This is a genomic window from Liquorilactobacillus mali, assembly GCF_001437155.1.
Classification (GTDB): Bacteria; Bacillota; Bacilli; order Lactobacillales; family Lactobacillaceae; genus Liquorilactobacillus; species Liquorilactobacillus mali_A.
The window spans coordinates 101751-113841 of sequence record NZ_JQAR01000003.1; the positions used below are offsets into that span (position 1 = coordinate 101751).

A 12091-nucleotide genomic window follows, 5' to 3' on the forward strand; every position below is an offset into this window, starting at 1 on the left:
GAATATGTTCCTTCTGCCCTAAAAACCTAACCAATGTCCAGTGATCACATCTGAAAGACTAAAAATCATTAATTTTCTGGATCAATTCTCCTACCAATGCTCTTTATCAAGGACACATCATTTTTATATTCTTGTGATGTCATGTCAACATTCGCAAAACACGAAGTTAACTTACCTTTAATCTCATACTTCTTATTCTTACCTTTTTTCGACAAGGTAATATAAACCCGACGCCCATCTTCTTCGCTGTGTTTACGTTCTATCCAGCCATCTTTTTCCATTCTCTTTAATAAAGGTGTTAAGGTCCCATTGTCAAGGCTCAACTTTGCCCCAATCTCCTTAATCATCATAGGCTCACCATTCTCCCACAATGTTAAAAGGGTAATATACTGTGGATACGTTAACTTGTATTCCTTCAGTGCACTAGCATAAAACTTATTATAGATCTTTTGTGCTGTATAAATAGCAAAACAAAGCTCATCGTCTAATTTATCTGGCTTATGATCTAATCCCATCATCATTCTCCTTCTTCCGCAAGATATCGTTACTTATTATACAATTAAACACTCACAATTCCGATGTTTTTTTTAGTAAAAAAATAAAATCCTATTAGCAGACTTTTATAAACTGTTTATCCAAATTTTCCAAAAAACTATGTCTACCACTACCTTTTTTATTATAGCATTTTATTTCATGATAGTTGTAAAATAAAGCGTTTAACTTTCTTGCTTTATTTTGAAGTTGTTTCGCAACTTACCATATTATCCGGTAATGTAGTAAAATGGTACCAGTAGTTTATAAATACTTGGAAGCGAGGTTTTTCGATGAAAAGTTTGATAGATACTTATACTTTAAATAACGGTATAAAGATACCAATTGTTGGCTTCGGCACATGGCAAACACCTGATGGAGCAATTGCAAAAGTAGCCGTGAAGTCTGCACTATCCTCAGGGTATCGCCATATTGATACTGCTGAAATGTATGGAAATGAAAAAAGTATTGGAGCAGCTATTAAAGAAAGCGGCGTTTCCCGCAACAGTCTTTTCATAACAAGTAAGCTGTCTAATTCTGCTCACAGTTATGAAAAAGCAACCGCAGCTATTGAAAAATCGTTGAAAGATCTTCAAGTTTCAAGCCTAGATCTTTTTTTGATTCATTGGCCAAATCCCAAGATGTTTCGTGATGCTGATTGGGAAAAACATCTACAAGATACTTGGCGCGCCTTAGAAGACTCATATAAGGCAGGAAAGCTAAAAGCTATTGGTGTTTCCAATTTTAAAAAACATCATTTTGATATTTTGAAAGAGACACAGACAGTTAAGCCAATGGTCAACCAGATTCGAATCTGTCCTGGAGATTACAATGCACAACTTATCAATTATTGTAAGAGTGAGGACATTTTGCTAGAAGCTTACAGTCCTTTGGGTACAGGAAAGATTTTTACAGATGAGACAATGAAAAAACTTGCTGAAAAAAATAACAGGACAGTTGCTCAGATCTGTCTTCGTTGGTCTTTACAACATGGTTTCTTACCTCTACCTAAATCAATTCATGAAGATCGAATCGAAGAAAATTCTCATTTGTTTGATTTTGAATTATCTGCACCTGATATGTCTACAATTGACAGTTTGAAGGATATTGTTGGCTATGTCTCAGATCCCGATACAGCTGAATTCTAGATTAAATTATCTTTAGGTTCGGATTTTTCATTCAGTTTGAAAAAAGGAAGCGTATTTATGACAAAAACAGTAAATAAAGACTTAATTAAAGACAATCTTTACCAAGCAGTGAACGGTGAATGGCTGAAAACTGCCAAAATCCCTTCAGATAAATCATCTACTGGTGGTTTTGCAGATTTAGCAGATAATATTGAAAAAATATTGATGTCTGATTTCGGAAAGATGTTGGCAGATCCTGATCAAGTAACAGATCCTTATTTAAAAGAATTTATAAAGTTCTATGCTTTAACTTCTGACTTTAAAAAAAGAGATGCTGACGGTTTTAAACCAGTCAAAGATTACTTATCAGTGATTGAGAAGCTTGACTCTTTTGAATCTTGGGAAAAACAATTGGGCTCATTAACTCTAGCAGATTATCCGATGCCCTTTTCAATTTATCTTGAACCTGATATGAAAAACACGACTGCTTATGCGCTCACTGCGGATGTTCCCAGTTTGATTTTACCGGATAAAACTTACTATGAAGATGGTAATGAGTCTTCAAAGGCACTCCTTGACATCTATACTAAAATGCTGGCGAAACTTTTTAAACTTGCTGGTTACACTGAAGATGCTACTAATAAGATAATTGCGGGAACACTTGCTTTTGATAGGTCAATTGTACCTTATGTAAAAGACAGTACCGAGTTAGCAGACTATGTAAAGAGTTACAACAAGTATGATTTTACTGATTTTCTGAAATTTAGTGATAATGTTAATTTGAAAAAATATATAGAAGCACTGATTCATGATGATCCTGATCAAGTTATTGTTGCTGAGCCAAAGTTTTATGAAGCTTTTGACAAAATCATTAAGCCTGAAGCCTTCGATAATATGCGCAGTTGGCTCCTTTCTCGAACCCTGTTATCCGTGAGTTCTTCAGTTTCTGATGAAGCAAGAGTTATCTCTGGTGAATACTCTAGAGCTATCTCTGGAAGCAAAGAACCTATGTCACCTCAAAAGAGTGCTTTTTATAAGTCTGTTAATGTCTACAGCCAGGTCGTTGGTCTATATTATGCCCATAAGTATTTCGGACCAGAAGCGAAGGCGGATGTGACCGACATGGTTAAAAAAATGATTAATGTCTACAAAGAACGTCTACAAGATAATGATTGGCTAGGAGAAAAAACACGTAAGAAGGCTATCCTAAAATTAGAAAAGCTTGGCATTCAAGTAGGATATCCTGACAAATTGAAAGAAATTTACAAGAAATTTATTGTTGAGGGAAACGAATTATTCAGCAATACTCTTAAGTTCACTCGTTTATCAATCATTGACCACTACAACAAGTGGAAGAAACCCGTAGACCGCACTGAATGGGAAATGAGCGCATCTACTGTCAATGCCTATTATCATCCTTCTTACAACATCATTGTCTTCCCTGCCGCGATTTTACAGGCACCCTTTTATAGCTTAAGTCAATCATCAAGTGAGAACTTCGGTGGAATTGGTGCAGTTATTGCCCATGAAATCTCGCATGCTTTCGATAATAATGGCTCTCATTTCGATGAATTCGGTAATTTAAATAATTGGTGGAGCGACTCTGACCTAGAGCATTTTCAAAAACTAGCTGATGAGATGATTGCTGAATTTGATGGTCTTGAGACTCCTGCTGGCAAAGTAAATGGTAAACTAGTTGTCTCAGAAAACATTGCCGATGTTGGTGGTCTAAGTTGTGCTCTTGAGGCTGCAAAGAAAGAAAAGGATGTGAACCTTAAGGAATTCTTCTTCAACTGGGCTAGAGTATGGTGTCTTAAGTCATCATTAGAAAGACAGAAATTGCTGCTTAATATTGATGTACACGCACCTCATGAACTGCGAGCAAACATCCAACCTCAAAACTTGGCTGATTTTTATTCAACATTTAATATCTCCCCAGGAGATGGTATGTATCTACCAGAAGAAAAACGAGTTGTAATCTGGTAAATCTGCTGCTTCTCTTGCTATCTTTTTATTAAACCTTGAGAGCTCAATTAAGAAGAAGCTCTTTGATAATGCTATGACGCTTTTGCTACCATTTTCAATAAAAGAGATATGGATAGATAAGCAAATTTGATCGTAAAAGAAATTCCCCATAATTATTAGACTTAACTATCTAACAATTATGGGGAATTTCTTTAGATTCATGACCTAAAATCGAAGCTTATTTTCTTTTACTCTTATAAGCTCTTCGTTTTGCTTTTTCTATAGCTCTCTTTTTTTCTTTTTCAACTTTTTTCTTTTCTTCACGTTCACGATTAATTTTAAATGGATTACTTATTAACAGTGTCTGTCCCGCTGAAAAGGCATTTCCTATCACCCAATAAAGTGATAACGCTGATGGTAAAGAAATTGCAGTTATTAAGATAAATATTGGCATTCCATACGTCATCGCAGTTGTCATCCCATTTTGTTCGGGCTGTGACATCATGCTTAACTTAGAAGTTAAGAATGTAAATATTGCGGCTAAGATAGGTAAGACAAAATATGGATCCTTATCTCCAAGTTTCATCCATAAAAAAGTCCCGCTCTTCAAAACATCCGATCTCAAAATGGCTTGATACAAAGCAATTAAGATAGGCATCTGAATTACCATTGGCAGACAGCCAGCAACTGGATTAACACCAGCTTCAGCGTACAATTTCTGTTGTTCCGCACGCAACTTATTCTGTGTTTCCATATCCTTTGTAGAATATTTGCTTTGCAGTGCTTTCAACTGCGGCTGTAACTCAGTTGTTTTTCTCATGCTCTTCATTTGATAAAACATAAGCGGCAAAAGAATGATACGAATAATGATTGTAAACACAATTATGCCTAACCCATAGCTATTACCAAAAATCTTACTTAAGAATACGATTGCTTGGATAAAACTCCAGATTATGTAATGATCCCATATACCAGAGCTATTCTGAGTTACTGTTGATGTACTACAACCACTTAAAATAAAAACCAGTCCCACAACACATAATAATGTGAGAATACGTTTTGTTCTTTTCACTACATTCCCCTCACTTCACAAGTCACAAGCTATTTCAGCAAAACATGAGCTAGACGTAGGACATGCATTAAATTCTTCTTGGTATCAGCCATCGACACACCAGAAATTGGCGGACGAGCAATGATTATAAAATCACAATCTTGCCGTAAATTAGGTTTTAGTTCTGTCAAGCTCTGTCTAATTCTTCGCTTAACCCAATTACGTGCTACTGAATTTCCAATTCTCTTTCCTACAGATATCCCTACCCTAAAATGCAACTGATCTGGTTTATCAATCACATAAACAACAAATTGTCTATTTGCAACAGATTTCCCTTGCATGAATACTTTTTGAAAATCTGCTTCTTTTTTGACACGGTATGATTTTCGCATAATCCATCTCCATGTGTCGTCTAAAAATCTACATCAAAATAAAAGACCACTGACGGTCAGTGGCCTATGCAGACAATACTTTTCTACCTTTACGACGTCTACGTGCTAAAACAGCGCGACCGTTACTTGTACTCATACGTTTACGGAAGCCATGAACTCTTTGACGATGACGTTTCTTAGGTTGATATGTTCTCTTCATTAGATTTTCCACCTCCTTGATAGACACTTAACAATGATACCGAAAATATTACTAAAAAAAACAGTTTTTGTCAAGACCCCTATCTACTCAAGATATCTTATCATAGATTATTCACGGGTTAAAGTTATTTTGAGAAAGTACTCTTCAAAGTTATCCACAAAAGTAATAGAAAAAAGCTTTTTCCTGTGGATTTCTTTTTTATCCTTGTTTTGTTTCCACAAGGAGTTCAACATAGATTTACACCAATACACAAGCTGTTTATAGTTTATCCACAAACAAACTTTCAACTGTTGAAAACTTTTGAAAACATTGATATATCAACAAAGTTTACTCGCAAGCTCACTGTGGATAAGTCATGAAAATAATAAAACGTGGTTTTCATTTTTTGCCTTGTGGATAAACAATTTACAGTCTGTGCCTTTTGTTCCTTTCTTTTGTACATACCTGTGGAAAACTTTTGAAAAAAATGCTAGACTATTATAATGAACGTTACAACAAAGGAGGTATCTATGTGCCTGATCTTGAAACCTTATGGCAATACATTTGTGATGAATTCAAAACAAAATTATCTACGATCAGCTATAATACTTGGCTAAAAGCCGTCAAGCCGATAGCTTTTTCATCTCAAACACTTGTTATCGAAGTCCCGACTGCCTTACATAAAGATTATTGGAAAGCAAACTTAAGCAAACAAGTTGTCGCTCTCGTTGCTGACTCGATCGGTCAGACAATCACGGTGATCGCCAAGTTACCTGAGGAACCCAATCCACTTTCTTCAAACTTTTCCAGTAATAGAGCTCAAAACAATACTAAGTTAGTTGATTCACGCCCAACCTTTATGCGCGAGACTAAACTAAACGAAAAGTATACTTTTGACACTTTTGTTATTGGAAAGGGTAACCAAATGGCACATGCCGCAGCACTTGTAGTTGCAGAAGAACCTGGTGCTCTTTACAACCCGCTTTTCTTTTTCGGTGGTGTTGGCTTAGGCAAAACCCATTTAATGCACGCAATTGGTCACCAGATGTTGGCTAATAATCCGCAAGCAACAGTCAAATACGTCACTAGCGAGGCTTTCGCCAATGACTTCATTAATTCAATTCAAACAAAACGTCAAGAGGAATTTCGTAAAGAATATCGCAGTGTTGACTTACTTTTAGTAGACGATATTCAATTTTTTGCCGACAAAGAAGGGACGCAAGAAGAGTTCTTCCATACCTTCAATGCATTATATGATGACAAAAAACAAATTGTTCTTTCGTCAGATCGCTTACCAAATGAAATTCCTAAGCTGCAAAAAAGACTTGTATCTCGCTTTAAGTGGGGATTATCCGTTGATATAACACCCCCTGATCTTGAAACCAGAATTGCAATTCTTCGCAACAAGGCTGATGCTGATGATTTGGCTATTCCTGATGACACGTTAAGCTATATTGCTGGCCAAATTGATTCAAATATTCGTGAGTTGGAAGGCGCATTAGTTCGCGTACAAGCCTATTCTTCAATGACCCATCTCCCAATCTCAACTAGTTTGGCGGCTGATGCTTTGAAGAACTTAAAGCTCAATGGAAAGTCAAATGAAATCTCTATCTCAGTTATCCAAGACAAAGTAGCAAAGTACTACCACATATCAATCAGTGATCTAAAGGGAAAGAAAAGAGTTAAAAACATTGTAATTCCTCGCCAAATAGCTATGTACCTTGCACGTGAACTTACAGATGCTTCTCTACCTAAGATTGGGCATGAATTTGGAGGGAAAGATCATACAACCGTGATCCATGCTCACGAAAAGATTTCAGGCGCATTGAGTACCGATGCAGAATTACAACGTGAAGTTAATGACTTAAAAGGCAAATTAAAAAAATAAGAGCAATTGTGAATTACTGTGAACAAAAAACGTACTTATACACAAGATATACACATGTGCATATCTTTTAGATTTCTAGCTACTCTTTAGTTTTCCACAGAATCAACAGGCCCTACTACTATTACTATTTTCTTTTATAATTAATATATATACACTTAGGAGGCACTTCATGAAATTTACAGTAAATCGACTTGAATTCATCAAAAGTCTGACAGATGTCCAAAGAGCTATTTCGACAAAGACAACGATACCTATATTAACAGGATTAAAATTGAAACTAGAAGCAAGGGGACTGACTCTTACAGGTAGTGATGCCGATATTTCAATTGAGACATTTATTCCTGCTGAAGATGATAAAGCACAATTACAAGTTGAAGAACCCGGACAAGTTGTTTTAACTGCGAGAATATTTAGTGAAATCATAAAGAAACTTCCTGAGGATGTTCTTACCTTGGAAGTAACTGAGAATTACCAAACAGAAATTCTATCAGGAAACGCATCATTTTCAATTAAGGGACTGAATGCAGAAAATTATCCTCATTTACCAGAAGTCACAACAGAAGATACTTTAAATCTTGAAAGTGATGTCTTAAAACAGATAATAGGACAAACTGTTATTGCTGTTTCGACACAGGAAAGTCGTCCAATTCTTACAGGAGTTCATTTAACTATTAAAAACGGTCAATTATCTGCAGTTGCAACAGATAGTCATCGTCTAAGCCAACGTAAAATTGCAATAGCAGCAGACAATGTGTCTTATGACATCATCATACCTGGTAAATCACTCAGTGAGTTATCAAAAATGATTGGAGAAGATGCAGCTCAAGTTGAAGTGAGAATATCTGAAAATCAAGTATTATTTAAGTTCAACAACACGACCTTTTATTCACGCCTGCTTGAAGGAAATTATCCAGACACAGATCGTTTGATTCCAAAAGATTCAGATACTGAAATCGACTTTAATGCAAGCGAATTTCTTGCTTCAATCGAAAGAGCTTCGCTGTTATCCCATGCTGGTCAAAACAATGTTGTAAAATTGGCACTGGATACTGAAAATCAAAAGGCAACAATTTATAGTAATTCACCTGAAATAGGTAATGTTGAAGAAGAATTAAAATTTCAAAGACTGTCAGGTAATGATATCGAAATTTCATTCAATCCTGACTACATGAAAGATGCACTAAGATCCTTTGGACAAAGTACGATTACAATTTCATTTAATGCTCCTTTGCGACCATTTACATTGGTACCTAGTGAAGATCAAGAACATTTTATTCAGTTAATTACGCCGGTTAGAACGTACTAAAATGAAATAAATAAAAATCCCAAGAAAAGTAAGGGCTAGGCCAAGAGTTAATTTTTGACCTAGCCCTTATTCTGTATATTTTTATAGTCCCATAAACGCTCTGATTCTTTGACTATCAGCAGTTAAATACCATTTTTACTGGCAATATGATAAAAATTAATAGTCTGTCTCACTACATATAATATTTATTTATAATTGATTTAGATTTTGACTATATTTGAAGTGCACACGTATATTAATTATGTGCATATGTGAACAATAAAAAATAGTCAAAATAAGGAGAGTTGATCTATGTTAAAAAGTTATGAAGTATTGCGTAATCCCTTTTTAAATAAGGGAACGGCTTTTACAAGAGAAGAACGTGAAAAATTAGGCTTGGTGGGAATTCTGCCAAGTAAAGTTCAAACAATTGAAGAACAAACAGCGCAAGCTTATGCTCAATTTCAAAGTAAACCAAGTCTTCTTGAAAAAAGAATTTTCCTGATGAATCTTTTTAATGAAAATGTTACATTATTTTATCATCTGATGGACCAGCATGTTGTTGAATTTATGCCCGTTGTCTATGATCCAGTTGTTGCTGACTCAATTGAACAATACAACGAAATCTACACGAATCCACAACAAGCAGCATTTTTATCGATTGACCATCCCGAGGATATTGAAGACACACTAAAGAATGCTTCTGACGGCCGCGATATTCGCTTAATCGTCGTTACAGATGCTGAAGGTATTTTAGGTATGGGCGACTGGGGTGTCAACGGTGTTGACATCGCAGTTGGTAAATTGATGGTTTATACAGCCGCAGCGGGAATCAATCCAGCTCAAGTATTGCCAGTAAGTATTGATTCAGGTACAAATAACCAAAAATTAATTGATGATCCTATGTATTTAGGAAACCGTCACGAACGTGTTGCTGGTAAACCTTTCTTAGACTTCATTGATAAGTTTGTAGAAGCACAACAAAAAGTGTTCCCTGAATCACTTCTTCATTTTGAAGATTTTGGCCGTGCAAATGCACAGGTTATTTTAGATAGTTACAAGGACAAAATTGCAACTTTCAATGATGATATTCAAGGAACTGGGATGATTGTCTTAGCAGCAGCGATTGGTGCCATGAAAATCTCGAAACAAGAACTAAAGGATCAAAAATTTTTAACATTCGGTGCAGGTACAGCAGGGATGGGTATTGCTAATCAAATCTTTACTGAACTTGTTCAAGAGGGACTAACGGAAGAAGAAGCACGTAAGCACTTCTATTTGGTTGATAAGCAAGGTCTTTTATTCAACGACACTCCTGATTTGACGCCTGCTCAAAAAGCATTTACACGTGATCGTTCGGAATTTGCAAATGCAGATGAATTAACAAATCTAGCAGCAGTTGTTAAAGCAGTACATCCTTCTGCTATGGTTGGTACATCTACTCAACCGGGAACATTTACAGAAGAAATCGTCAAAGAAATGGCTGCACATACAGAACGTCCGCTTATCTTCCCACTTTCAAACCCTACCAAGTTAGCAGAAGCTAAGGCAGCAGATTTGATTAAATGGACTGATGGGAGAGCACTTATCTCAACGGGAATTCCTGCAGCAGATGTTGAATATAATGGTGTCACTTATCATATTGGACAAGGAAATAATGCCTTGATTTATCCAGGATTAGGTTTCGGTTTGGTTGCTTCCACAGCAAAGCGTTTAACACAAGAAACGATTTCAGCAGCAATTCATGCACTTGGTGGATTAGTTGATGCAGATGCAGCTGGTGCAGCAGTACTGCCACCAGTCTCACAACTTACAGAATTCTCACAAATCATAGCTGAAGCAACTGCTGAAAGTGTTGTTTCGCAAGGATTGAACCGTGAAGAAATTACCGATGCAAAAAAGGCTGTTGCCGATATGAAGTGGGCTCCTGAATACTAAAAAAGAAAATACAAGCTGATAAAAATTTGAATACTAACACGGAATTACAAAAATAGCACGTACTTCAATGTTAGGTAGAGAATTTTGGCTTATGGGGTACGAGTACGTTTATACAGAATAAATTAGGAGCTGGGTCAAAATTTAATTTTTGGCCTAACTCCTTTTTGCTTTGCTCGAAATAGGCTTAAAAAGCCGAAAAATACAAATCTGTGGGTTTTAAACCAGATATAGTCTCTTTATATTAACAGACCTTAAAATAGCTTATACTGCATAATAGGCCCTTATATGATTGTTATTTGCTATAAAGAAGTTTATAATTAAGGTTAAATGAGGAAGTTGGTGAAATCTGTTGGATAATGAGATTCTTCTAAAAACTGAGTATATTACTTTGGGACAAATGCTCAAAATAGCTTCAATAATTGATTCCGGTGGACAGGCTAAATGGTTTTTGCAAGAAAATGAAGTTTGGGTCAACGGAGAGCAGGATAATCGAAGAGGCCGAAAACTTTATGCGGGTGATCAAGTTAACATCCCTTCAGTAGGTAAATTTTCAATGCGTTCTAAACAGGCCAAGTGAGCCTATGTACTTAAAAGAATTGTTACTGAAAAATTTTCGCAACTATTGTGATGTAGATTTAGAGTTTTCACCGCAAATTAATGTATTGATTGGTGAGAATGCACAGGGGAAGACGAATCTCCTTGAAGCAATCTATGTTTTAGCAATGGCAAGAAGTCACCGAACAAATAATGAGCGGGAATTGGTGAATTTTGCGGAAGATGAAGCATTGATTCAAGGAACATTGGAACGAAAATTAAGCAAGTTGAAACTCGAACTTTTTTTGGGGAAAAAAGGGAAAAAGGCAAAAGTAAATCACTTAGAACAAGCGAAGTTATCGCAATATATCGGTCAGATGAATGTTATTTTATTTGCTCCAGAGGACTTAGCAATTGTCAAAGGATCACCAGCGGTAAGGCGAAAATTTATTGACATGGAGTTTGGGCAAATTGATGCGCATTATTTATATAATTTGAGTCAGTATCGCGTACTTTTAAAACAAAGAAATCATTATTTGAAGCAACTTCAGCTGAAACAAGCAAAAGATTTAGTTTTGTTGGAGGTTCTTTCTGATCAGCTTGCAGCATTTGGAGCAGAAATTATTGCAAAGAGAATTATTTTTTTAAGTGAACTTGAGGAGTATGCCCAAATTGTTCAAGCACAGATAACGGAAGAAAAAGAAGAACTTAATTTCAAATATGAAACTAGTGTAGAAGATGTTTATAAAAAAGATGTTAAACAAATATATGCTGACTTAAAAAAACTGTATCAAAGCAATCAAAATAAAGAAATATTTCAAGGTTCAACCTTGTATGGACCACACAGAGATGATGTTCAATTTTTGATTAACAAAAAAAATGTTCAAGTTTTTGGCTCGCAGGGACAGCAGAGGACGACCGCACTGGCCGTAAAATTAGCAGAGATTGATGTAATGAAAAATGAAACGGATGAATATCCGATTTTATTGTTGGATGATGTCTTATCGGAACTTGATGGAGCTCGACAAACGCAATTATTGCGGGCAATCCAAGATAGAGTTCAAACTTTCTTAACAACACCTAGTATGAGTGAAATAACAAGAAAGTTAATAAAAGATCCTAAGGTATTCAGGATTAACGCGGGGAAGATAACAGCGGAAGAATTTAGATAATGACATTTTTGTAGATGAATAGCTGGAGGG

The 12091-nt window shown here is 35.9% G+C and carries 11 protein-coding genes; 7 read left to right on the top strand and 4 right to left on the bottom strand.

Going from position 1 to position 12091, the window contains the following annotated elements; all coding sequences use genetic code 11:
• Positions 1-68 precede the first annotated feature (68 nt).
• Positions 69-515, bottom strand: a complete 447-nt coding sequence (locus IV36_RS02420) for a MarR family winged helix-turn-helix transcriptional regulator (protein ID WP_056990624.1) — start codon at positions 513-515, stop codon at positions 69-71.
• Between the two features lie 309 nt (positions 516-824).
• On the opposite strand from IV36_RS02420, the gene IV36_RS02425 reads away from it, so the two are divergent.
• Both IV36_RS02425 and IV36_RS02430 read left to right on the top strand, forming a co-directional pair.
• Complete coding sequence (locus IV36_RS02425) at positions 825-1679, top strand: aldo/keto reductase (RefSeq protein WP_056990625.1); 855 nt, start codon at positions 825-827, stop codon at positions 1677-1679.
• A 57-nt stretch (positions 1680-1736) separates the two neighbouring features.
• Positions 1737-3644 carry a M13 family metallopeptidase gene (locus IV36_RS02430; RefSeq protein ID WP_056990626.1) on the top strand — a complete coding sequence of 636 codons (1908 nt, stop codon included), beginning with the start codon at positions 1737-1739 and terminating at the stop codon, positions 3642-3644.
• Between the two features lie 217 nt (positions 3645-3861).
• On the opposite strand, the gene yidC is transcribed toward IV36_RS02430, so the two are convergent.
• From yidC to rpmH, 3 genes are all read right to left on the bottom strand, one after another.
• On the bottom strand, positions 3862-4695 hold the full coding sequence (yidC, locus tag IV36_RS02435) for a membrane protein insertase YidC (protein WP_056990627.1): 834 nt from the start codon (positions 4693-4695) through the stop codon (positions 3862-3864).
• A gap of 29 nt (positions 4696-4724) precedes the next feature.
• Positions 4725-5066 carry a ribonuclease P protein component gene (gene rnpA, locus IV36_RS02440; RefSeq protein WP_010078019.1) on the bottom strand — a complete coding sequence of 114 codons (342 nt, stop codon included), beginning with the start codon at positions 5064-5066 and terminating at the stop codon, positions 4725-4727.
• Positions 5067-5130: 64 nt separating this feature from the next.
• Positions 5131-5265 carry a 50S ribosomal protein L34 gene (gene rpmH / locus IV36_RS02445; RefSeq protein WP_010078018.1) on the bottom strand — a complete coding sequence of 45 codons (135 nt, stop codon included), beginning with the start codon at positions 5263-5265 and terminating at the stop codon, positions 5131-5133.
• A 511-nt stretch (positions 5266-5776) separates the two neighbouring features.
• Here rpmH and dnaA point away from each other — a divergent pair.
• The 5 genes from dnaA to recF all read left to right on the top strand — a co-directional run bounded on the left by dnaA (position 5777) and on the right by recF (position 12061).
• Positions 5777-7132, top strand: a complete 1356-nt coding sequence (gene dnaA / locus IV36_RS02450; RefSeq protein ID WP_056990628.1) for a chromosomal replication initiator protein DnaA — start codon at positions 5777-5779, stop codon at positions 7130-7132.
• Positions 7133-7301: 169 nt separating this feature from the next.
• Positions 7302-8438, top strand: a complete 1137-nt coding sequence (dnaN, locus tag IV36_RS02455; RefSeq protein WP_056990629.1) for a DNA polymerase III subunit beta — start codon at positions 7302-7304, stop codon at positions 8436-8438.
• 291 nt (positions 8439-8729) lie between these two features.
• A complete protein-coding gene (locus IV36_RS02460; protein WP_056990630.1) occupies positions 8730-10355 on the top strand; it encodes a malolactic enzyme in 1626 nt (541 codons plus the stop codon).
• Between the two features lie 349 nt (positions 10356-10704).
• Positions 10705-10932 (top strand): S4 domain-containing protein YaaA, encoded by a 228-nt coding sequence (gene yaaA, locus IV36_RS02465; RefSeq protein WP_010078014.1) that lies wholly within the window; start codon positions 10705-10707, stop codon positions 10930-10932.
• Between the two features lie 4 nt (positions 10933-10936).
• The gene (gene recF, locus IV36_RS02470) at positions 10937-12061 is read left to right on the top strand and encodes a DNA replication/repair protein RecF (protein ID WP_056990631.1); all 1125 of its coding nucleotides are present in this window, start codon (positions 10937-10939) and stop codon (positions 12059-12061) included.
• The last annotated feature ends 30 nt before the right edge of the window (positions 12062-12091 follow it).

What these genes read in the sequence shown, in the direction of transcription:
- IV36_RS02420 (WP_056990624.1), bottom strand. Translation starts at nt 515, where the DNA reads ATGGGATTAGATCATAAGCCAGATAAATTAGACGATGAGCTTTGTTTT.
- IV36_RS02425 (WP_056990625.1), top strand. Translation starts at nt 825, where the DNA reads ATGAAAAGTTTGATAGATACTTATACTTTAAATAACGGTATAAAGATA.
- IV36_RS02430 (WP_056990626.1), top strand. Translation starts at nt 1,737, where the DNA reads ATGACAAAAACAGTAAATAAAGACTTAATTAAAGACAATCTTTACCAA.
- rnpA (WP_010078019.1), bottom strand. Translation starts at nt 5,066, where the DNA reads ATGCGAAAATCATACCGTGTCAAAAAAGAAGCAGATTTTCAAAAAGTA.
- rpmH (WP_010078018.1), bottom strand. Translation starts at nt 5,265, where the DNA reads ATGAAGAGAACATATCAACCTAAGAAACGTCATCGTCAAAGAGTTCAT.
- dnaN (WP_056990629.1), top strand. Translation starts at nt 7,302, where the DNA reads ATGAAATTTACAGTAAATCGACTTGAATTCATCAAAAGTCTGACAGAT.
- IV36_RS02460 (WP_056990630.1), top strand. Translation starts at nt 8,730, where the DNA reads ATGTTAAAAAGTTATGAAGTATTGCGTAATCCCTTTTTAAATAAGGGA.
- recF (WP_056990631.1), top strand. Translation starts at nt 10,937, where the DNA reads ATGTACTTAAAAGAATTGTTACTGAAAAATTTTCGCAACTATTGTGAT.